This is a genomic window from Arthrobacter celericrescens (genome assembly GCF_003614925.1).
Classification (GTDB): domain Bacteria; phylum Actinomycetota; class Actinomycetes; order Actinomycetales; family Micrococcaceae; genus Arthrobacter; species Arthrobacter celericrescens.
This window is the reverse complement of record NZ_QYLP01000014.1, coordinates 15,959-37,423: the sequence shown is the minus strand read 5'-3', so window position 1 is coordinate 37,423 and position 21,465 is coordinate 15,959. Positions and strand designations below refer to the sequence as shown.

General features: G+C 68.3%; 22 protein-coding genes. 5 read left to right on the top strand and 17 right to left on the bottom strand.

The genetic code is table 11. From position 1 onward, the window contains the following. Positions 1–272 precede the first annotated feature (272 nt). From D3654_RS01825 to D3654_RS01815, 3 genes are all read left to right on the top strand, one after another. A complete protein-coding gene (locus D3654_RS01825) occupies positions 273–2,237 on the top strand; it encodes an FAD/NAD(P)-binding protein (protein WP_120519832.1) in 1,965 nt (654 codons plus the stop codon). A 70-nt stretch (positions 2,238–2,307) separates the two neighbouring features. After that, entirely contained in the window at positions 2,308–2,814 is a 507-nt protein-coding gene (locus D3654_RS01820) for a GNAT family N-acetyltransferase (RefSeq protein WP_120519831.1), read from the top strand. Positions 2,815–3,003: 189 nt separating this feature from the next. Beyond that, positions 3,004–3,624, top strand: a complete 621-nt coding sequence (locus D3654_RS01815) for a dihydrofolate reductase family protein (protein WP_120519830.1) — start codon at positions 3,004–3,006, stop codon at positions 3,622–3,624. Here the strand turns inward: D3654_RS01815 and D3654_RS01810 are convergent. The 17 genes from D3654_RS01810 to D3654_RS01730 form a co-directional block, all read right to left on the bottom strand. Then, the gene (locus D3654_RS01810; RefSeq protein WP_162943587.1) at positions 3,621–3,908 is read right to left on the bottom strand and encodes a hypothetical protein; all 288 of its coding nucleotides are present in this window, start codon (positions 3,906–3,908) and stop codon (positions 3,621–3,623) included. The genes D3654_RS01815 and D3654_RS01810 overlap by 4 nt on opposite strands. Positions 3,909–3,973: 65 nt before the next feature. Continuing rightward, on the bottom strand, positions 3,974–4,552 hold the full coding sequence (locus D3654_RS01805) for a DinB family protein (protein WP_120519828.1): 579 nt from the start codon (positions 4,550–4,552) through the stop codon (positions 3,974–3,976). Positions 4,553–4,623: 71 nt separating this feature from the next. Next, complete coding sequence (locus D3654_RS01800) at positions 4,624–5,052, bottom strand: universal stress protein (RefSeq protein WP_120519827.1); 429 nt, start codon at positions 5,050–5,052, stop codon at positions 4,624–4,626. Between the two features lie 21 nt (positions 5,053–5,073). Next, positions 5,074–5,319 (bottom strand): hypothetical protein, encoded by a 246-nt coding sequence (locus tag D3654_RS01795; RefSeq protein WP_120519826.1) that lies wholly within the window; start codon positions 5,317–5,319, stop codon positions 5,074–5,076. Between the two features lie 29 nt (positions 5,320–5,348). Further along, the gene (locus D3654_RS01790; RefSeq protein ID WP_245413029.1) at positions 5,349–6,086 is read right to left on the bottom strand and encodes an SDR family NAD(P)-dependent oxidoreductase; all 738 of its coding nucleotides are present in this window, start codon (positions 6,084–6,086) and stop codon (positions 5,349–5,351) included. Positions 6,087–6,094: 8 nt separating this feature from the next. Then, complete coding sequence (locus tag D3654_RS01785; RefSeq protein WP_205571704.1) at positions 6,095–6,880, bottom strand: SDR family NAD(P)-dependent oxidoreductase; 786 nt, start codon at positions 6,878–6,880, stop codon at positions 6,095–6,097. Beyond that, positions 6,877–8,397, bottom strand: coding sequence for a gamma-aminobutyraldehyde dehydrogenase (locus D3654_RS01780; RefSeq protein WP_120519824.1), 1,521 nt, complete (start codon positions 8,395–8,397; stop codon positions 6,877–6,879). Before D3654_RS01780 ends, D3654_RS01785 begins: the two co-directional genes overlap by 4 nt. A gap of 53 nt (positions 8,398–8,450) precedes the next feature. Beyond that, positions 8,451–9,512 (bottom strand): proline racemase family protein, encoded by a 1,062-nt coding sequence (locus D3654_RS01775; protein WP_120519823.1) that lies wholly within the window; start codon positions 9,510–9,512, stop codon positions 8,451–8,453. 2 nt (positions 9,513–9,514) lie between these two features. Beyond that, positions 9,515–10,429: a dihydrodipicolinate synthase family protein gene (locus tag D3654_RS01770; protein WP_120519822.1), complete on the bottom strand. Its 915-nt coding sequence runs from the start codon at positions 10,427–10,429 to the stop codon at positions 9,515–9,517. A gap of 58 nt (positions 10,430–10,487) precedes the next feature. Next, positions 10,488–11,753: an NAD(P)/FAD-dependent oxidoreductase gene (locus tag D3654_RS01765; RefSeq protein ID WP_120519821.1), complete on the bottom strand. Its 1,266-nt coding sequence runs from the start codon at positions 11,751–11,753 to the stop codon at positions 10,488–10,490. 30 nt (positions 11,754–11,783) lie between these two features. Then, entirely contained in the window at positions 11,784–12,605 is an 822-nt protein-coding gene (locus tag D3654_RS01760) for an amino acid ABC transporter ATP-binding protein (RefSeq protein WP_120519820.1), read from the bottom strand. Beyond that, positions 12,602–13,339: an amino acid ABC transporter permease gene (locus D3654_RS01755; protein WP_120519819.1), complete on the bottom strand. Its 738-nt coding sequence runs from the start codon at positions 13,337–13,339 to the stop codon at positions 12,602–12,604. Before D3654_RS01755 ends, D3654_RS01760 begins: the two co-directional genes overlap by 4 nt. Before the next feature lie 18 nt (positions 13,340–13,357). Then, on the bottom strand, positions 13,358–14,206 hold the full coding sequence (locus D3654_RS01750; protein WP_120519818.1) for a substrate-binding periplasmic protein: 849 nt from the start codon (positions 14,204–14,206) through the stop codon (positions 13,358–13,360). A 229-nt stretch (positions 14,207–14,435) separates the two neighbouring features. After that, positions 14,436–15,032 carry a short chain dehydrogenase gene (locus D3654_RS01745; protein ID WP_120519817.1) on the bottom strand — a complete coding sequence of 199 codons (597 nt, stop codon included), beginning with the start codon at positions 15,030–15,032 and terminating at the stop codon, positions 14,436–14,438. Beyond that, positions 15,029–15,733: a GntR family transcriptional regulator gene (locus tag D3654_RS01740; RefSeq protein ID WP_120519816.1), complete on the bottom strand. Its 705-nt coding sequence runs from the start codon at positions 15,731–15,733 to the stop codon at positions 15,029–15,031. Before D3654_RS01740 ends, D3654_RS01745 begins: the two co-directional genes overlap by 4 nt. A gap of 252 nt (positions 15,734–15,985) precedes the next feature. Then, positions 15,986–17,371 carry an aspartate aminotransferase family protein gene (locus tag D3654_RS01735; protein WP_120519815.1) on the bottom strand — a complete coding sequence of 462 codons (1,386 nt, stop codon included), beginning with the start codon at positions 17,369–17,371 and terminating at the stop codon, positions 15,986–15,988. 83 nt (positions 17,372–17,454) lie between these two features. Further along, a complete protein-coding gene (locus tag D3654_RS01730) occupies positions 17,455–18,945 on the bottom strand; it encodes a CoA-acylating methylmalonate-semialdehyde dehydrogenase (RefSeq protein ID WP_120519897.1) in 1,491 nt (496 codons plus the stop codon). Positions 18,946–19,080: 135 nt separating this feature from the next. On the opposite strand from D3654_RS01730, the gene D3654_RS01725 reads away from it, so the two are divergent. Both D3654_RS01725 and D3654_RS01720 read left to right on the top strand, forming a co-directional pair. Next, positions 19,081–20,766, top strand: a complete 1,686-nt coding sequence (locus D3654_RS01725; protein WP_120519814.1) for a PucR family transcriptional regulator — start codon at positions 19,081–19,083, stop codon at positions 20,764–20,766. 46 nt (positions 20,767–20,812) lie between these two features. After that, entirely contained in the window at positions 20,813–21,373 is a 561-nt protein-coding gene (locus D3654_RS01720; protein WP_120519813.1) for a dihydrofolate reductase family protein, read from the top strand. Positions 21,374–21,465: the final 92 nt, after the last annotated feature.

The following is a 21,465-nucleotide window of genomic DNA, read 5'->3' as shown; positions in this document are numbered from 1 at the left end:
TTGGCTATCGGATGGCTGCAAATCTAGGGGCGCCCCGGAAAGCGCTGCAAGGCGGCCTTTTGCACTTCTTCACGGTGCTTCTTGGCGCTTCACGGCCTGTCACAGAACGCCACATGCCTCCGGTTCATTGCGCCTTTTGACGTTGTTTTGACGCGCCGTAACGCGGGGTGACCGGCCGTGACCAGCCCCTCGACCGGGGCCGCGGAAGGTCCCTAGGCTCAGGTTCCAGCAGCCGGTTTCACCCGTTTCCGCCCGTTCTTCAGGAGTTCCCCATGCCAGCAGCTACCCCCGCGGTCGTCTTCATCGGCGGTGGTCCGCGCACTGCCGGGGTGCTGGAGCGCCTCGCGGCCAACAGGCCGGACCTTTTCGACGGCCCGGTGGACATCCACGTGGTGGAGCCGCACGAGCCCGGTTCCGGGAGGATCTGGCGCTATGACCAGAGCCCGGGGCTGCTGCTTAACTCCATGGCCGGGGACATCACGATGTTCACCGACGGCTCCGTGCTCTGCGAGGGACCAGCCACCGACGGCCCGGGCCTCAGCGGCTGGGCCGCCGGCGTCCTGGACGGCTCCATCCGCGACGTGCCCGCCTTCGAGCCGCACATCCTGGAGCAGCTCCGGGCGCTCACCCCGGCCAGCTTCCCCACGCGGCAGCTGCAAGGCAAGTACCTGGAGTGGTTCTTCCGCCGGGCGGTCGCGGCTTTAGCACCCGAAGCGTCGGTGACCGTCCACCGGGACACAGCCACCGGCGTCGAGCCCGTTGCCCTTGGAGAATCGCCCGACGGCGGCACTTCCGACGGCGGCGCGCGGCACCGCGTGCGGCTCGCCTCCGGGGCGGTCCTCGACGCGGACCTGGTGGTCTATTCGCTTGGCCACACCGACTCGCGGCCGGACGCCGAGACCGCCCGCCTCTCGGACTTCGCCGCCCGGCACGGGGCGTTCCACGCGGCGCCGTCCTACACCACCGACGTCGACTACTCGCCCATCCTCGCAGGCCAGGACGTGATCGTCTCCGGGATGGGCCTGGCGTTTGTGGACCTGCTGGTGCTGCTGTTCGAGGGCCGCGGCGGCCGCTTCGAGGAACAGCCCGACGGCGGACTGCACTACGTGCCGTCGGGCGCCGAGCCGCGGGTCTGGGCCGGGTCGCGGCGCGGGGTGCCGTTCCACTCGAAGATCTCCTCGACCTTCCGTGGCGAGCCCACCGGTGCGCCGCGCTACTTCACGGCCGACGCCGTCGGCGCCCTCCTGGCTGCGCACGACGAACTGGATTTCCGCACGCAGCTCTGGCCGCTCATCGCGAAGGACGCGGGCCACGCCTACTACCGCGAACTCTTCGCCTACCCGGAGCGCGTGAGCGGCAGTTGGGCGGAGTTCGAAGCACGCTTCGACGCGCTCGACTGGTACAGCCACGCCCGCGAGGACTTGGTAGCCCGGGCGGTTCCGGATCCGGCGCTGCGCCTGGACCTCGAAGCCCTGGACCAGCCCTTTAGCGGCTGTGCCTTCGCGGACCATGCCGCCGTGCAGCAGGCCGTGGTGAACTACATCCGGCGCGACCTCGCCCTGCGGACCAGCCCCGACCATTCGGAAACCCTCGCCCTGTTCATGGCGCTGCTCAAGGTCTACATGGACCTGGGCCGGCTCATCCCGCAGGAACGGCTGAACTCCCGCTCGCAACAGGCGGTGCACGGCTGGTGGCACGGATTCTTCAGCTTCGTGGATTCGGGCCCGCCGCCGCACCGGCTGCGCGAGATGCTCGCCCTGCACGACGCCGGGCTGCTGCATTTCCTGGGCCCCGGAATGTGGGTGCGGCCGGACGAGGCTTCAGGGCGCTTTGTGGCGGGGTCCTTCCAGTCCCCCGCGCTGGTGGAGGCCGCAGCGTACATCGAGGCGCGGCTGCCGTCGCCGTCGGTGGAGCGTTCGGCGAACCCCGCGCTGGCCGAGCTGCACGACGCCGGCCGCGGCACCGAACAGCGCCTGCTTACCGCGGACGGCCCGCACTCCACCGGCAAGCTGCTGGTGTCCGGCTCATTCGAGGTGCTGGCGCCCGCGGGCAGTCCGCAGCCGGGGTTGTTTGCTGTGGGTCCGTGGACCTCGGGCTGGGGCGCCGGGGCTTTTGCGCGGCCCAACACCAACGCCGCGCCGTTCCGGGAAAATGATGCCCTGGCGCGGACCATCCTGGGGCGCCTCGCGGCCCGCTCCTCCCGCCCCCTGTCCCCCGCCCAACTAGCTCGCAGTTAATGTCGTTTTGACGGCTCAAAACGACAACTACTGCCAGTCAGTTGGGCCGGCCCCGCACGAAAGGAAAGCCATGACCGCAACGCCAACCCGGCCGACGTCGGGCGTGAAGGTCCTCAGCCTGCCCATGCACGATCCCCGGGTCAAGCCGCTCCTGGACGAGCTCGCCGTCGAGTACTCCACCCGCTACGGGAACCTATTCGGCAACGTCCAGGACGAGCTGCGGCGCTATCCTGCGGAGGAGTTCGCCGCGCCGCACGGGGCCCTGCTGATCCTCCAGGAGAACGGCGAATCGGTGGCCGGCGGGGCGTTCCGCCGCTACGACTCCCACACGGCGGAGCTCAAGCGGATCTGGACTCACTCGGCGCACCGCCGTCGCGGGCTGGCCAGACTGGTCCTCGCCGAACTGGAGGCCGAAGCCGTCCGTCGCGGCTACCGCCGGATCTACCTCACAACCGGTCCGCGGCAGCCCGAGGCCAAGAACCTCTACCTCGCCACCGGCTACGCCCCGCAGTTCGACCTCGACGCCGACCCGGAGGAGATCAAGCACCTCGCCTTCGTGAAGAAATTGAGCCAGTGAAGAAGCTGGGTTAGCGCGCTGTGCTGCGTTGAGTGCTCACTTGTGGCGGGTTTTTCCGCGGAAACCCCGCCACTACTGAGCACTCAACGGGGGTCGGACTGTTGTCTCCCCGGGCGTTGTGTGCCAGCCTCGGAGTGATCCCGCCGGGTCGACGACGGGCCACTGGGAAATCAGGCGAAGGAGCATGGCATGGGACTGATCCACATCGATTTGTTCACCACGCTGGACGGCGTCGCGCAGGCGCCCGGCGGGCCGGATGAGGACACGGATGACAGCTTCGCGTTCGGCGGCTGGCAGGCCCCGCTCTTCGACGACGTCGTCGGCGCGCAGATCGCCGAGGGCATGGAGGGGATGGACGCCCTGCTGCTGGGGCGCCGCACCTACGACATCTTCGCCTCGTACTGGCCGCATCAGAGCGGCTTCATCGCTGACCTGTTCAACCGCATCCCGAAGTATGTGGCCTCGCGCCTGGACCCGGACCTCGAATGGGCCGGCTCCACGCTACTCGGTCCGGATGTCGTAACCGCCATCAGGGAACTCCGCGGCCGGCACGAGAACATCCACGTGATCGGCAGCCTGGACCTGGTGCAGACCTTGTTCTCGGAGAAACTCTTTGACCGGCTGAATCTCTGGGTGTACCCGATCCTGCTCGGCCGCGGGAAGAAGGTCTTCGCCGACGGTGTGGTTCCGAGCAACCTGAAGCTCATCGAGCCGGTGATCGCCTCGCCAAAGGGTGCGGTGATGCAGCGCTACGAGCTGCTTGAGGGGACGCCGGGTACCGGGGACATGACTGAGGTCGTGGAGGGTTAAGGAGCCCCAGCTCCGAAGCGGCGAAGGTAGAGGTACGTGCCGACGAAGGTGACCAAGCCAAGGACCGGTCCCGCCCAAAGGGCTATTGAAGTGTCGTGGATGAGAACGGCCGCGCCGCCGAAGACAGCACCAAGGATGCCGACTCCGGGGCCGGCTGTTGCAGGTTTTCCTTGGACCTCGCGGCGGAGCTGGCGGTAGTGGATGCCTTGCACGACGACGAACAAGATGAAGGCGGCGACCATGATCACAGACCAGGGCGGATCGGTCATTGCCACAACGCTCATAGTCACGCCGAAAATGGCTGACAGCGGCAACCAGTAACCTTGCGCAGTCAGGTCAAACGGCACGCTCACTTCCCGGCCTCCCGCGCCGCCGCCTCAATCCGGGCCCGGTACAGGGCCCACTCCTCAGTGCTGCGCCTGCTCAGGTTCGGATCCTCCGGCCCCTTGCCGGCCAAGCCGTCGATCAGTTCCCGCAGGATGTCCGCATGCCCCAGATGCTGCGCCGTTTCCGAAACCATGTGGACGAGGATCCGGTGCAGCGTCACGTTCCGCTTCTCCTCCGACCACCACGGCACGACGCCGGGCGCATCCAAGGGAAGCTCGTCGATGGTGGCGTCGCTGTGGGCGGCGGAGAAGTGGTGCAACTCAACCACGCTCTCAAGGCTCTCCTCCGCCGTGACCCACATATCCGCGTCGGGCTCGGCGCCGTCGGCAAGCCAGGGAAGCTCACGTCCGCTGGGCCGGCCGAACACCTCGCCGAAGTAGTCCAGCTGCACACTGGCCACATGCTTCACCAGGCCCAGCAGGTTGGTGCCGGTGGGGGTCATGGGCCGGCGGATGTCGTACCCGTTCAGCCCGTCCAGCTTGGCCAGCAACTCCTTCCGCGCGACGCTCAGGTAGCGGTGCAGCGTGGCTTTCTCATCCATGGCCGCACTCTACCGGCGTCCGGCCGCCCCGGAAACTGCCGGACCGCCGTCGGGCCACGGAAGTCCGGAAACTACCCTTCGTCCGTCTTCACCACGTACACATCGCACGGCGCGTTGTGGGCCACCCCGGTAGCGATGCTGCCCAGAACCCGGCCCAGGCCCCGCATACCCTTGCTGCCCACAACGATCATCTGCGCGTGATGCGTTTCCGCCTGCGTGACCAGCGCATGGGCCGGAGTTCCATGGATGGCGAACGGGATCACCTCCAACTGCCCGGCGGACAGCTCCGCGGCGACGCCGCGGGCAACGTCCTCGGCTTTGCTCGCCTCGGACACCACGAGCCGGTCGCTCCCCGTGCCCACCACTTCCCCGCGCTCACTGCCGAACGCCGTCACCACGTGCAGGTGCGCGCCCAGGGCCAGGGCCAGATCACGGGCCTTGAGCGCTGCTTTGCGGGCAGTCGGGCTGTCGTCAACGCCGACGACGACCACTCCAGTCATGCTTGTTCCTTTCGAATTGCTTTAAGCCGCCGCGATGCCCGCGGACACGCGGTAGTGGAACCCGACGCGCTCCTCAAGGGCCCAGGCTTCGTAGAACTCGGACTTCTCGTAGAGCTTCCGGCCCAGGCCGGGGATCTGCAGCCACAGGATCGAGCCGTCGTCGGTGACGGCGTCCACGTGTCCGCTGCAGACAGCGTCGCCCTGTTGCCGGATCTCGACCTGCGCCCCAAGCAAGGTGGTCCAATCGGTGATGCGTCTGCGGTCCATCTGGTGAGCTTTCTTCTGAGCGGGTGGTTTCAGCGCACGTAGTCGGCGCCGGTGATGTCGATGGTGGATCCAGTGCTGTGCCGGGAACGGCCGGAGGCCAGGAAGGTGATCACCTCGGCCACGTCCTCCGGCGGGGTCACCTCGCCCAGCGGCAATGCCGCGAGCAGTTCGTCGTCCACGCCGCCGGCCGCGGCGATGTCCGTTTCCACCCAGCCGGGCGCCACAGCATAGGCCAGAACGCCGTCGCGCCCGTAGCCGCGCGCGATGCCCTTGGTGAGGGCGAGCAGCCCGCCTTTCGCCGCGCCGTAGGCGAGGTGTCCGGCGTCGTCCCCGCGGTGCGCGGAACGGCTGGTGACGTTCACGACGACGCCCCCTCCTCGCGCACGGAAGTGCAGGATCGCCTCGCGGCAGAGATCGGCGGGCGCCTGCAGGTTCAGGCGCAGGTTAGCATCCCAGCCGTTGGCCCACGCGGCGGGATCCTCTAGCTCGGACGCCAGCCAGGCCCCGGCGTTGTTGACGAGCACGTCCACGGAACCCCGCCACGCGAGTGCGTCGGCCCACAGCCGGGCCGGCGCTGCCGGGTCGGCGAGGTCCGCCTGGGCCAGCATCACCCGCTCCCCCAGTTCAGCCTCCAGCGACTCCGCGGCGGCAGCGTCCCGGCCGTAATGCGCCACAACGTGGGCGCCCTCCCGGTGCAGCACGCGCGCCGTCGCCCGCCCGATGCCGCGCGACGCCCCGGTGACCAGGACGGTTCGCCCGTCCAGCATGCCCGCGCTCATCCGGCGGCCTGCGCGCCGGTGATCTCGACGACGGCGCCGCAAAGGTACGGGGCCTCGTCGGAAGCCAGGAAGGCGACGAGCGCCGCGATCTCCTGCGTTTCCCCGATCCGCCCGTACGGGACCAGGGCGTCCAGGTCCGCCACGCTCCGGCCGGTGCGAGACAGGTTCGATTCGAGCATCGGCGTACGCACCTCACCGGGAGCCACGGCGTTGACCCGGACGCCCTGCGGTGCGTGGTCGCGGGCCAGGTTCTTGGTCAGCGCGACGACGGCGGCCTTGGTGACGTTGTAGGCCAGGTGCCCGGGCACGGGGTACAGGCCCCACTGGGAGGCAGTGTTCACGATCGCGCCGCCCCCGGCCTCGATCATGTGCGGCACAGCGGCACGGCAGAGGTGGAAGATGGCGTCCACGTTGACCGCGAAGCTCAGGTCCCAGTCCTCGTCGCTGAGCTCAAGCAGGTGCCCGCGCCGGTTGACGCCGGCGTTGTTGACCAGCACGTCCAGCTTGCCGTGGCGGGCCACGACGTCATTGACAGCCGCCGCGCAGGCCTTGGGGTCCAGGAGGTCGAAGGCCAGGGCCTCGGCAGAGTGCCCCGCCGCAGCAATCCGGTCCACGACTTCGTTGGCTCCGTCCTCGCGCACATCGCATACGATCACGTGCGCGCCCTCGGCCGCCAGGCGCTCCGCGATCGCGGAGCCGATGCCGCCGCCGGCACCGGTGACCAGCGCCGTGCGGCCGGCGAAGCGCCGCACGCCTTCGGGGACTTCGGGCAGCCGGATCACGCGGCGCCTCCTTCGTTCGTGGCGGGCAGTGTTTCGGAAGGCAGGGTGAAGATGGTGCGGTGCCATTGTTTGGTGGAGGCACCGGTGAGGTCGAACATGACGTGCTTGACCACGGTGTATTCGTCCAGCGAGTAGGTGGACATGTCCTTCCCGAAGCCGGACTGCTTCAGTCCGCCGTGCGGCATTTCGCTGATGATCGGGATGTGGTCGTTGACCCAGACGGCGCCGGCGCGGATCTCGCGGGTGGCGCGCTGGGCACGGTAGACATCCTTGGTCCACGCGGATGCGGCCAGGCCGTAGGGGGTGTCGTTGGCCAGGGCGATCGCTTCGTCATCGGTGTCGAACGGGGTGACGGCCAGGACGGGGCCGAAGACCTCGTCGCGGAAGATCTCGCTGTCCGGGGTCGCGTCAGCCACGAGAGTGGGCCGGTAGTAGGAGCCGGCGGCCAGCTCACTGTTTTCACTGGAAGGTATGCCGCCGCCGATCACCCGGGCGTAGCCGCGGGCGCGCTCCACCATCCCGGCCACAGTCTCCTGGTGTCTCCGCGAGACGAGGGGGCCGAGGTCCGTGGCCGGGTCCGACGTGGGGCCGAGCTTCACCTGCGCGTAGAGCCCGGCGACGCCTTCGATGAACTTCTCGTACAGGGAGCGGTGCACGATCGCGCGGGTGGCGGCGGTGCAGTCCTGGCCGGTGTTGATCAGGGATCCGGCGACCGCTCCGTGGATTGCGGCCTCGAGGTCGGCGTCGTCGAACACTACGAAAGGTGCCTTGCCGCCCAGTTCCAGGTGCAGGCGCTTGGCGGTGGTCGCGGCGGCCTCCAGGACGGTCCGGCCAACGCTGGTGGAGCCGGTGAAGGAGAGCATGTCCACGTCCGGGTGGCGCAGCAGCTCGGCGCCGACGGTGGAGCCGCGGCCGGTGAGGACGTTGATGACGCCGTCCGGCACGCCGGCCTCGGTGGCGACCTGGGCGAACAGCAGCGTGGTCAGGGGGGTAATCTCGGCGGGCTTGAGCACGATCGTGTTGCCGGCGGCGATGGCCGGCAGGATCTTCCACGCGGCCATCTGCAGCGGGTAGTTCCACGGCGAGATGGAGCCGATCACGCCGATCGCCTCGCGGCGGATCGAGGAGGTGTGGTCAGGCGAGTACTCACCGGTGGCCTTGCCCTCGAGGTTCCGGGCGGCGCCGGCGAAGAACGCGATGTTGTCGATGGTGCCGGGTACGTCGAACTCGCGGGTCAGGCGGATCGGCTTGCCGGCCTGCCGGCTCTCGAGCTGCGCGAACTCCTCGGCGCGCTCCTCCATGAGCGCGGCGAACTTGGTGAGCACGGCCGAGCGCTCGGCAGGGGTGGCGCGGGACCAGGCCGGGAACGCGTCCCGTGCCGCCTGCACAGCGAGCTTCACATCGTCGCTGCCGGCTTGGGTAAGCGTGGCAATGGTTTCTCCGGTGGAGGGATCGATGACATCGACGGTCTGTCCTGTGGTGCCGTCAACGAGCTTGCCGTCAATGAACTGGCTCACAACTCCTGCTTTCAATGGTTTGAAGATGTTTGGTGGGCTGGCGCCGGGTATGGTCAGGCGCCCGGCGCCCAGATGTCGCCCACGGTGTATCCGGAGGGGAACGGATCGCTGGGGTCAAGCGCCCATTGGCTGCGGCCGGTGACCCACCCGCGCCCGGTGATCGTGGGGAGGACCGCCTCCCGGCCGCCCGCCGTCGTCGTGCCCGTCAGCCGGCCGATGAATTCGCTGCCGATGATGCTGTGGTGCGAAAAGTCCTCACCGATGGCGAGCTGCCCGCGGGCGTGCAGTGCCGCCATCCGTGCGCTGGTGCCGGTGCCGCAGGGCGAACGGTCCAGCGCGCCGGTCCAGGTGCTGGGGTCGTCAGCTAGGAGCTCGCCGTTGGACAGGACCACGGTGTTGCGGTCCTGCCGTCCCGGGATCCGGTCGCCGGTGTGGAGCATGATCAGGTTGACCCCGGCGATCGCCGGGTTGTCGGGGTGGCTGACCTGGATTTGTTCCAGGGCCGCCAGTTTGATCAGCGCACCGGCGCGGGCGAGTTCCTTGCCGTTGGCCGGGTCCAGCTCCAGGCCCAGGTCGCTCGCCTTCGCCTGGGCGAAGAACTGCCCGCCGAAGACGACGTCCACCGGTACCGTGCCGAAGTCCGGCACCTCGAGCGGGAAGTCGAGTTCGACGACGAACGCCGGCACGTTCACGACCGTCACCGAAGTGACTTTGCCGTCGTCGCGCACGTGCGCCACTGCCTGCACGACGCCGACGGCGGTGTCGATGGTGACCGTTGTCTCCGGTCCCCGCACCGGCACGATGCCGGTCTCCACCGCGGCGGTCACCGCGCAGATGGTGTTGGAACCGGACATCGGGGTGAACCCGCCCTGTTCCAGGACCACGATCCCGAAGTCCGAGCCCGGGTTCACCGGAGGCAGCAGGATCACGGAGCACAGCCCGGGGTAGCCGCGGGGTTCGTGCAGCATGAGCGTGCGCAGCCAGTCCAGGTTTTCCCGGCAGTACTGCAGGCGCTCGGCCATGCTGCTGCCCTGGACGAGCCCGGCGGCGGACGTAAGGATCCGGCCGGGCTCGCCCTCGGCGTGCACCTCGATCGCGTCGAAGGTTTGGATCATGGTCAGACGGCGACCGGGAGGACGCCGGCGTTCTCGAGGATGCGCGCGAAACGTTCGCGTTCCTCGGCCGGCAGGGGCTGAATGGGGGCGCGTACGGGTCCCACCGGGTGGCCGAGCAGTTCCAGGCCTGCCTTGATGCCAGCCACGTAGTTCACGGACTCCAGGAAATCGCTGATGGCCCAGAGGTGCTTCCACTGTTCCCGTGCCCGGGCCAGGTCCTTCTTTTCGGCCAGGGTTTCCCAGAACTCGACCGCGAGCTCCGGAACCACCCCGGCGGTGCCCCACACGGACGCCTCGGCGCCGGACGCGATGCCGAAGAAGGTCAGGGTGTCCCAGCCGTTGAAGGCCTTGATCTTGTCGCTCGGGTTCGCGAGGAGTTCTGCCAGGCCCACGGCGTCATCGGAGGTGTTCTTGATGTAGTCCACGCCGTCGATGTCGCCGAGCTCCGCCAGCTGGGCGGCGCTGAGCTGGACGCCGGTGCAGCCGGGGACGTTGTAGTAGACGATCGGCAGCGTAATGGAACCGGCGACGTCGGACAGGAACGCCTTGAGGGCCTCGAAGCTGAGCGGGTCGTAGAACGGAGGAACCAGCATGATCGCGTCCGCGCCCACCTTTTCGGCGTGCCGGGCGAGGTCGATGGCGCCCTGGGTGGAGAGCGCGCCGATGCCCGCGATGACGGGGATGCGGCCGGCGGCGGCCTCGACGTAAACCTCGATGACCCGGCGGTATTCCTCCGGCGAGAGGGTGGTGAATTCGCCGGTGGTGCCGGTGGGGACCAGGCCGTGGATCCCGGCCGCGACGAGACGGTCCACCTGGCCGCGCAGCGCGGCTTCGTCGATCGCGGAGGCGTCGCTGGTGAACGGCGTGGTGGCGGCGGCGAGGATTCCGCGGAGTTCGACCTTGGTGCGTGATGACATGTTTTCGGTCCTTTCGGGACGGTCGTGGGCCGCGTGTTTGCGGCAGAAATCAAGGGGTTTAGAGGGCCGGGACCGGCTGCAGGCGTTGGACGCCCGGGAAGCGGTCGGCCCGGAAGGGCTGGAGGGTGGGCGCCATGCGACCGCGCACCATCAGGTCCGTCAGCGCGGCCGCGGTGCCCGGGGCGAGGGTGATGCCCATCATCCCGTGGCCGGTGGAGACATAGGTGTTCTGCAGGTGGCCGAGGTGGCCGATCACCGGCAGTCCGTCCGGCGTCATCGGCCGCATGCCTGCCATCGGCGTCGGCTTGGTGGCGGGCGGCTCCCAGTTGCGGAAGTACTTCGCAGGAGCCCGGAGGATCGCATCGACCCGGACCTGGTTGATCTTCTCGTCCAGGCCGCCGAACTCCATGGTGCCAGCCAGGCGGAGGCGTTCGTTGAAGGGGGTCACCGCCACCTTCGCGTCCCAGAGGTTGACGGCGCTGCGCAGGCCCAGCGGGGCCACCTCCACGCTGTAGCCCTTGCCTGGGCGCACGGGAAGCGCCACCCCGAACTGCTTCGACAGGTTCCCGCTCCAGGCGCCGGCGGCAAGGACGAAGTTGTCCGCGGTGTAGCGGTTGCCGCCGCTGTGCACGGCGGTCACCCGGTCCCCGCTGCGCTCCACAGCGTCGATGGGAGAGTTCTCCACGATCTTCACGCCCGTCGCCAGCAGCCGTTGGTGCAGCGCAGTGGCCATCGCTCCAGGATCGACGTGCCGTTCCTGCGGGAAGTAGATCCCGCCCAGGACGCCGTCGGTGAGCAGCGGCTCCTGCTCATGGACGGCGTCCCGGTCCAGCACCGTCGGCTGGCGTCCGTACTGCGATGCCAAGTCCAGGTTGTCGATGTGGTGGTCGAAGTTGTCCTGCTCCATGAACGCCATCAGCAGGCCGTTGGTGTGCATCTCGAAGTCCATGCCATCGGCGCGGTATTCGTCGAAGATCTGCAGCGTGTCGGCGGCCAGGCGGAGATGGCCCTCGAATCCCGCACGTTGATCGCGGGCATTGGACTTGCGCCACATGCCGAACATGAACCGCACGAACGCCGGGTTCAGGGACGGCTTGATGTAGAGCGGGCTGTCCGGCCGCAGCATCCACTTCATGGACTTAAGGACGACGCCAGGTCCCGGCACCGGTGCCGACTCCGCGGGGCAGATCCACCCCGCGTTGACCTTCGACGCACCCAGGCCGGTGGCCCGCGCGTCAATGACGGTGACGGTCTCGCCCTCCCGGGCCAGATGGTAGGCCTGCGTGAGACCTATGACGCCTCCGCCGATCACAACGGTGTGCACTGCATTTCCTTTCCTGTTGGGCGGTCCGGCCTAGAACCGGACCGCGTCAACGAACTTCTTCAGGTCGGGGTTGTCGCAATTGTCGAAAGCGGCTTCCGGTGTGGCGTTGACGGCGATTTCGCCGTTGTGGAAGAACACCACGCGGTCAGCGGCCTTGGACGCGAAGGCCATGTCGTGGGTAACCAGTGCCACGGCAATTCCGTCCTCTTCCTTCAGGCGCCGGAGGACGTCCAGGACTTCGGCGGCCACGGGTGGGTCCAGTGCTGACGTGATCTCATCGCATAGCAACAATTTTGGCTTCATCATCAGGGCCCTGGCTATGGCTACGCGCTGGCGTTCGCCGCCGGAGAGCTGGGTGGGACGGCTGAGGATGTGGTGCTTCATGCCCACCTCGTCCAGGGCCGACTCGGCCTGGTCCTTGGCCTCGGAGGCTGCCATGCCGCGGGTCTTGCGCGGTGCCAGCGTGAGGTTGTCCAGGACGTTCATGTGCGGCCAGAGGGTATAGGTCTGGAAGACCATGCCGACGTTCGCGCTGGCTTCCGCCCAGGCCTTGGTCCGCTGGGTGCCTTCGAAGACGGTTTTGCCGTCGATCGAGATCTCGCCGGCGTCAGGATCGGTCAGGCCGGCGATGGCCCGCAGCAGGGTGGATTTCCCCGAGCCGCTCTTGCCGATGATGACGGTGATGTCACCGCGGTGCATGTCGAAGTCGACGTTCTTCAGGATGGTGCGGTGGTGGAAGCTCTTCTGGAGCCCCCGCGCCTGGACCAGGACCTGCCCGGTATCGACCGGGACTGCTGCGTGGGCTGGAGTGGTCACCGGAGTTCCTTTCCGTTCGAGGTTGATGTGGGTCATGACGTCGCCACCTTAGTTCCGGGCATCATGCGGGCCAGGAGGCTCGGCCCGGGCTTGAACCCGGGGCCGGCGGTGCTCTGCATGCGCCGTTCGATGGCACTAGTGATCAGCGAGACGGGGAACGCGATGGCGAAGTAGATCAGCGCCGCTAGCGTGAAGATCTCCAGGGCCCGGTAGTTCTGGGCCGAGATGGTGTTGGAGATGAACATCAGGTCCGACACCGCGATGGTGGAGACGAGCGCGGTGTCCTTGAATAGCGAGATGTTCAGGGACAGGATGACCGGCAATTGCTGGCGCATGGCCTGCGGAACGATGATGTAGCGCAGCTGCTGGAAACGGTTCAGCTGCAGCATCCGGCCCGCTTCCACCTGTTCGACCGGCACGGACTGGAATCCGCTGCGGTAGGTCTCCGCCATGAAGGCGGTCAGGTTGGCGGTCAGGGCGATCAGTGCCGACACGTAACCCGGGAGGGTCACGCCGGTCAGGGCCGGCAGGGCGTAGAAGATCCAGAACAGCTGGACGAGCAACGGCGTGCAGCGGAACAGCTCGATGTAGCCCTGGGCCGCCCAGCGGACGACCTCGATCTTCGACATACGTCCGACGGCCACCGGGATGGCGAGGACCATGCTCAGCACGATCGTGATGACCGTGATCTGGAGCGTCAGCCCCAGGCCCTCCAGCATGCTGGGCAAGGCCTTGGCCACCACGTCCCAGTCAAAGGTGTATCCATTCATGTCGTTCTCCTAGGGACGTTACTTCTTGCGAAGGTCGCCCAGGTTGTCTGCCTCGACGTAGTCGACCTTGGCGTAGGCCTGGGCCAGCTGGCCGCTCTTCTGTGCGCGCTCGATGGCGATGTTGACGATCGTCAGGGAACGGGGGTCGATCGTCGCGGGGACGCCGTACGCGGCGGAGGCGGAGTAGATCTCGGGTTCGGGGACCACGATCTTCAGGGACTTGTTGGCCAGTGCCTGGGATTCGGCCGTGGGAAGGTCGGTGAATTCGGCGATGGCCCGGTTGGCCTGGACTGCGGAAATGGCGTTCGAGTAGTTGTCCACGGACATGAGCTTGGCGCCGAGCCCCTGGAGTGCCTTCTCCGGAGCGGAGCCCTGGGCGGTAGTCACCTGGCCGCCGTTCTTGATGATGTCCTCGGCGGTAGTGAACGCGGAGTCGGCTTTCACCACGAAGACTCCCTGGTACTGGTACACGGGATCGGTGAAGCCGATCGCCAGGGAGCGTTCCACGGTGTAGTCGAGGTTGGCAGCGAAGTCGTAGCGGCCTGCCTGCAGGCCGGCAACGATGTTCTTCCATTCGGCCGCCACGGGGACGAGCTTGACGCCGAGCTGCTTGGCGAGCTCCTGGAGGGGAATGAGGTTCGGCCCGCCGAGGCTGCCGTCCGGCTGCTGGGTGGTCATGGGCGGCGCGATTGCCACGCCAACGCGGAGCTCGCCGCGCTTCTTGATTTCTTCGATGAACGTTCCCTGGACGGCGGCACCGGCCGCCGATGCGGAGTTTCCGCGGAAACCTGAGCCGATGTAACCGCCGGCGATTGAAACCAGAATGACGGCCAGGATCGACAGGACGATCTTGCTTGTTTTGGTCATGATGCGCTCTCTTCTGGGTAAAGGAGTTCAAGGCCTGGGGAGAAGCCGGACAACGCTGTCGAGGGCTTCACTCAGTCAGACTGTTTTACTGTCTGACAATCTGGCAATGACAAAACTCTAGACTGTGATGGCTGCCACGTCCAGCCCTTTCCGGCAGGAATTTCCGGACAACGAAAAAGGGAGCCTCCGCCGGTTTCCCGGCGAAGGCTCCCTTGAGGCACTTCCGACCTCAGCCCAGCGCGAAGATCCGCCCGGTCTGGATGCCGGCCGCCGATTTTACGTAGACCTGGCCGAGGGCGTCCGAAGAGACCTGCTCGAAACCAGGGAAGAAGGGGTGGTAGCCGGGCGCGTCCTCGAGGACGCCGGGGCTCACTGCGTTGACGCGGAGACCCCTCGGCAGTTCGGCGGCCGCAGCCATGACGAAGGACTCAAGCGCCCCGTTCGCCAAGGACGCCGCGGCGCCGGTCGGGATGGGTTCCCGGGCCAGGACGCCCGTGGTGAAGGTGAAGGATCCGCCGTCGGATACGTTGTCCAAGCCGAGCCGCAGCAGGTTGATCTGGCCCAGGACCTTGTCCTCGAAACCGGCACGGTAGTCATCCGCGGTGAGCTCTGCCAGTGGCTTGAAGGGCACGGAGCCCGTGCAGGACACGACGGCGTCCACCCCGCCCACGCGGCGGTACATCGCCGCGATCGAGGCCTCGTCCAGGAGGTCCACCGGCAATTCCCCGTTGCGCGAGGCCTCGATGACCTCATGCCCCTGCGCCACGAATGCGGCCGAGGCGGCTTTGCCGACGTGCCCGCCGGCCCCGATCAAAAGGACCCTCATGCGCTTTCTCCATTCCTGCCCAGGAGCTCGATCAATTCCCGGGCGCTGTCGATGGTGTGGGCGGACATGGCGGCCCGGATGACATCCAGGTCCCTGGTCCGCAGGGCCTCCACCAGGCGTTCGTGGACATTGTGGGCCCGGACCGGGTCGTCACGCGTCGCCTGGTCCTGCGCCAGGAGGATGGTCAGGTGGGCCTCGGTCACGGGCCAGAGCCGGAGCAGCATGGCGTTGTCCGCGGCGGCCCAGATGGCGCGGTGGAAGGCCACATGCGCTTCGTGCTTGACCACGGGATCCGGATGGAATTCGAGGTCCTCGTACCGCAGCCAGGCTTCCTCCACCTGCGCCAAGCGTGCACCCGTGGCGTCCTCGCAGATCCCTTCAGCGGCCAGCATGTCCAGCGCAAGGCGCGTCCGGGCGAGGTCCATGATGGCGTCCGGCGAGAGCGTCGCCACGCGCAGGCCGCGGTACGGCTCCTGGACCAGCAGGCCCTCCTGGGAGAGCTGGCTGAGCGCTTCCCGGACCGTGGGACGGCTGACGTTGAGCCATTCGGCGAGTTGGGCCTCGGTGAGCTTGTCCCCGGGCTTGATGCTTCCAAGGACCACGGCACGCCGGATCTCGTTGAGGACCCCGTCCCTCCGGGACACGGATGCCACCGGGGAGACGGCCCGTCCATTGGGCTGGGCGGAAGGGAAGGATGCCATGGAAACCTCGCAGCGAGAGGGAATGCTGATTGTCAGACAGATACTAGCCCTCCTTGGCGATCTCCGAAAGCGGCCGCCCGGTAAACGGACGGGAGCCACCGGGATTCCCCCGACGGCTCCCGCCCCCGCCAAGCCGCCAGCCGTCGTCGTGCGGGTGCTGGAGTCCGGTCGTTACGACGGCGGTTCGGCCCTGGTCCAGATCGCCCGCCCGCCGCCAACGGCGGGCATCACGCTGCCGCGGACGAAAAAGCGTCAGCCGGCCACGGCCGCGTCGGCGACGTCCAACGCACGGTCGATCACGGCGAGCGCCTCGCGGAGCAGCTCGTCCGGGATGTTCAGCGGCGGAACCACGTGGACGCGGTTGAAGTTGGCGAAGGGCAGCACACCGCCGGCCTTGATCTCCGCGATCACGGCGTTCATCTCGGGGCTCGATCCGCCATAGGCCGCCAGCGGCTCGCGGGTTTCGCGGTCCCGGACCAGTTCGATCGCCCAGAATACGCCGGAGCCGCGGACATCGCCCACGCTCGGGTGCTTGGCCTTCATCGCTTCCAGGGCCGGCCGGATGATTTCCTCGCCCAGGCGGCGCGCGTTCTCCACCATCCGTTCGTCGCGCATGGTTTCGATGGTGGCAACGGCGGCGGCGCAGGCGAGCGGGTGGCCGGAGTAGGTCAGGCCGCCCGGGTACACGCGCTGGCGGAAGGTATCGAACACCTCGTCGGAGATGACCACGCCGCCCAGCGGAACGTAGCCGGAGTTCACGCCCTTGGCGAAGGTGATCAGGTCCGGGGTCACGCCCCAGCGGTCGACGGCGAACCACTCACCGGTGCGTCCGAATCCGGCCATGACCTCGTCCGCGATGAACATGATGCCGTACTTGCGGGTGAGCTCGCGGACACCTTCGAGGTAGCCGGCGGGCGGGGCGTAGATGCCCGCCGTGCCGGGCACGGACTCCAGGATCACGGCGGCCACGTTCACCGAGCCCTCCAGGACAATCATGTCCTCCAGGTGCTTGAGCGCCCGCTCGGTCTCCTCGGCTTCGGTGGTGGAACCGAAGTAGGAGCGGTAGAGGTAGGCGGGCAGGAAGTGGACCACGCCGGCGTCGCCCGTATCATTCGGGACGCGCCGCGGGTCGCCGGTGACGTTGATCGCCAAGTCGGTGCCGCCGTGGTAGCTGCGGTAGGCGGAGAACACCTTGCGGCGCCCGGTGTGCAGCCGGGCCATGCGGATGGCGTGCTCGTTGGCGTCCGCGCCGCCGTTGGTGAAGAACACGTGGTTCAGGCCCTCCGGCGCCAGTTCGGTGATGAGCCGGGCGGCTTCGGAGCGGGCGTCGTTGACGTGCTGCGGCGCCACGGTGCAGAGCTTGCCGGCCTGCGCGTGGATCGCGGCGACCACGCGCGGGTGCTGGTGCCCGATGTTGGTGTTGACCAGCTGGCTGGACAGGTCGATGAACTTCCGGCCCTCGCCGTCCCACACCTCGGAGCCGGCGGCCTTGAGGATGGTCATGGGGTTGAGGGTGTCCTGCGCGGACCAGGAGTGGAACACGTGCGCGCGGTCCAGCTCGTGGGCGCGGCGGCCGGCTTCGATTTCTTCGGCGGTGGGCGGCATGGCCTCCACGCCGGGGAGCGTCTCGGTGCTCATGGGGTGTCCCCTTTCTGTGTGGTGAAGCGGGAGGAGGACGACGACGGCGCGTGGCGCCGCCGTCGTCCGCTAACCCAGGTGAGTCAGGAGTTGGTGGGGAAGCCGAGGTTCAGGCCGCCGTGGCTGGGGTCCAGCCAGCGGGAGGTGACCACCTTGCCGCGGGTGAAGAAGTGCACGCCCTCGCTGCCGTAGGCGTGGGTGTCCCCGAAGAGGGAGTTCTTCCAGCCGCCGAAGGAGTAGTACGCCATGGGCACCGGGATCGGCACGTTGATGCCGATCATGCCCACGGTGACCTCGTTCTCGAAGCGGCGGGCCGCGCCGCCGTCGTTGGTGAAGATGGCGGTGCCGTTGCCGTAGGGGTTCGAGTTGATGAGCTTCATACCGTCGTCGAAGCTGTCCACGCGGACCACCGAGAGGACCGGGCCGAAGATCTCGTCCTGGTAGATGCTCATCTCCGGGGTGACGTTGTCGAAGAGCGTGGGGTTGAGGAAGAAGCCTTCGCCCTCGGCGTCCGGGCTGGGGTTGCGGCCGTCGATCACCACGGTGGCGCCGGACTCGATGCCGGCGTCGATGTACCCCGCCACCTTGTCCCGGTGGGCGGCGGTGATGAGCGGGCCCATGTCGCAGCCGCGGGTGCCGTCGCCGATGCGGAGGGTGCGGGTGCGCTCGGCGATCTTCGCCACCAGCTCGTCCGCGACCGAGTCGACGGCGACCAAGGCGGAGATGGCCATGCAGCGTTCGCCCGCGGCGCCGAAGCCGGCGTTGACGGCGGCGTCGGCCGCGAGGTCCAGGTCCGCGTCCGGCAGCACGAGCATGTGGTTCTTGGCGCCGCCCAGGGCCTGGACGCGCTTGCCGGTGGCGGTGCCGCGCTCGTAGACGTACTTGGCGATCGGCGTGGATCCCACGAAGGAGACACTGGACACCTCCGGGGAGTCCAGGATGGTGTCCACGGATTCCTTGTCGCCGTGCACCACGTTGAACACGCCGTCCGGCAGGCCGGCTTCCTTCCAGAGGGCGGCCAGCCAGTTGGCGGCGGTGGGGTCCTTCTCGCTAGGCTTGAGGACGATCGTGTTGCCGGCGGCGAGCGCCACGGGGAAGAACCACATGGGCACCATGGCCGGGAAGTTGAAGGGCGAGATGATGGCGGCGACGCCGAGCGGCTGGCGGACGGAGTGCACGTCCACCTTGGTGGAGGCGTTCTCCGTGTAGCCGCCCTTGATCAGGTGCGGGATGCCGCAGGCGAACTCCACCACTTCCTGGCCACGGGCGATCTCACCGAGTGCGTCGTCCAGGACCTTGCCGTGTTCGGCCGTGATGATGGCGGCCAGCTCGCCCTTGCGGGCGTTCAGCAGCTCGCGGAAGGCGAAGAGGATCTGGACGCGGCGGGCGAGCGAAGTGTCGCGCCAGGCCGGGAAGGCGGCCGCTGCGGCGGCGATGCCTTCCTCCGTGGTGGCCTTGCTGGCGAGCGCGACGCGGGCGCTCACCTTTCCGGTGGCCGGGTTGGTCACGTCACCGAAACGGGCGCCGTCGCCCGCAGTGGTGGTGCCGTTGATCCAGTGTTCGATGGTCTGCAAAGAAGTGGTCTGCAAAGAAGTGGTCTGCATGGGAGTCCTTTCACGAAATGTGCTGCCTCCATGGTCTGTCTCGCACTGGACCGGCGCACCTGACACGTTGTACCGAATCCGGCGTCATCGAATTACACTGTGTCCATGTCCTCGCCGTCCATGCTTTCGCCTACAGCCCAGCGCCCCCTGACCGTCCGGGACACCCTTGCGCTGCCGCCACTGGCGGCCGGCGCGCCCGAGGTCCTGGCCGGCGACGCGGAGCTCGACAGGCCGGTCCGGTGGGTGCACATTGCCGAAGAGGCGGATACAAGTTCGTTGCTGGAGGGCGGCGAACTGGTCCTTACCACCGGGCTCGCCTTCCGCCGCTCGCCCGAACTCACCGCCGCCTTCCTGGCGCGCTTCCACGCGGCGGGCGCGGCCGCCGTCGTCGTCGAACTAGTGGACGACGACGGCGCTCCGGACAGCGCGGCGATCGACGTCCTGCGGGCGGCGGCGCAGTCCGCGGCGGCGCCGCTGGTCCTGCTCAGCCGGCGGACCCGCTTCGTCCAGGTCACCGAAGCCGCGCACCGGGCCCTGATGGACCGGCAGGTTGTCCGCCTCGAGCGGGCCCGGCAGGTCCACGAGGTCTTCACGGCGCTGGGCCTGGAGAACGCGGCGGAGGGCGACATCGTCACCACCACCGCGGAGCTGCTGGGCAGCCCGGTGGTGTTCGAGGACCCCGCCCACCTGGTGCTGAGCTACGCCGCGCAGCAGGAGAACCCCACCCGGCTGTTGGACGGCTGGGCGGAGCGTTCGCGTTTTGTCGGCTACCTCAACCAGACGGGATTCGCCGCTGGCGGCGAGCGCTGGCTCCAGACCCCTGTGGGGTTGAAGGGGCAGCGGTGGGGGCGGCTTGTGGCCCCAGCGGTGGCACCGCCCGCAGACACCGCAGCGGCCAGCGAGGAACCCGCCGGCTGGGACCTCGCGGACGCCCTCCAGGTCCTCGAGCGCGCAGGCCAGGCGCTCACCATGGCGCGCATGGCCGGCCGGGACCGGCGCGAGCTGCTGTTCCAGGCGCGGGCAGGCCTGGTGCAGGACCTACGCCAGGCCTCGCCGCCCAGCGAAGAGGAAGCCCTGGCCCGGGCAGGAGCGCTCGGCCTGACCTCCGCGGCGGCCTACGTTCCGGTGGTCGCACGGCAGGACGGCGGGACCGACCCCTCGGATGCCACCGCAGTGCAGCTCCGCGAACGGGCGTTCCTGGATGCGTTGCAGGACTGGTCGCGGCAGGAACGGCAGTCGATCCTGTCCGCCAGCCTCCGCGCGGGGTCCGTGGCCATCCTGCTCCCCCTGGCCGCGCTCGAACTTGAGGATTCCACGCTGCACCGCCTCACCGCCGGCGCCAAGACACCCGGCGTCGCCTGGACTTTCGGAGTGGGCAAGGCCGACCGTTCCCTGCTCCGGGCCGCCCGCGGCCTGGACGACGCCGACCAGGTAGCCGAGACCGCAGCCACCCTGGGCTCCCGCAACCGCCCGTTCTACCGCTTCGGGGACGTCCGGCTCCGGGGCCTGCTGTCGCTCCTGGGCGGCGACCCCCGGGTCAGGTCCTTCGCGCAGGCGGAGCTGGGTCCGCTGCTGGAACCGCTCGACAAGGAAGGCCTGGCCCTGCTGTCCGCCTACCTGGATCACGCCGGCAACATGTCCGCCCTGTCACGGGCCCAGAACATCAGCCGGCAGGCGCTGTATGCACGGATCCGCAGGCTCGAGGACCGGCTCGGTTTCTCCTTCGACTCCGCCGAGTCCCGGACGTCCCTGTCGGTCGCGCTCCTGTGGCATCGGCTGCACCGCGACTGACCGAAACGGCATTCAGGACCGCGCCGGAACGGCGTACCCTCGGCTCATGGCCAAGCTGATCTACACCGCGATCATGTCCCTGGACGGCTACACCGCCGACGCCGACGGCAACTTCGACTGGAGCGCCCCGGACGAGGAAGTCCACGCCTTCGTCAACGAGCTTGAGAGGCAGGCCGGCACCTACCTCCTGGGCCGCCGGATGTACGAGGTCATGGCGTGGTGGGAAGACCTGGACACCTCCGGCGAGCCCCAGGCCATCAAGGACTATGCCGGGATCTGGCACGCGGCGGACAAGATCGTCTACTCCACGTCCCTGGACCGGCCCACCACCGCGAGGACACGGGTTGAAAGAACGTTCGACGCCGATGCCGTCCGCGCGCTGAAAGCCTCTGCCGGGCGGGAGCTCGCCATCGGCGGTGCCGAGCTGGCGGGGCAGGCGGTCAAGGCGGGGCTCGTGGACGAGTTCCGCTTCTTCCTCAGCCCCGTGGCAGTGGGTGGCGGCAAGCGGTTCCTGCCGGACGGCGTCGGGCTGACGCTCGAGCTGCTGGACGAGCGCCGCTTCGGCAACGGCGTGGTGTACGTCAGCTACCGGAACCTGACGGCGTAGTTCCGGGTTCCCCGTGACGGTTCTGCTGGATCACCCGGCCGGGCAGCACGAACCGCCCGGGATTGCACGGGCACGGAGGATAGCAGCCGAGG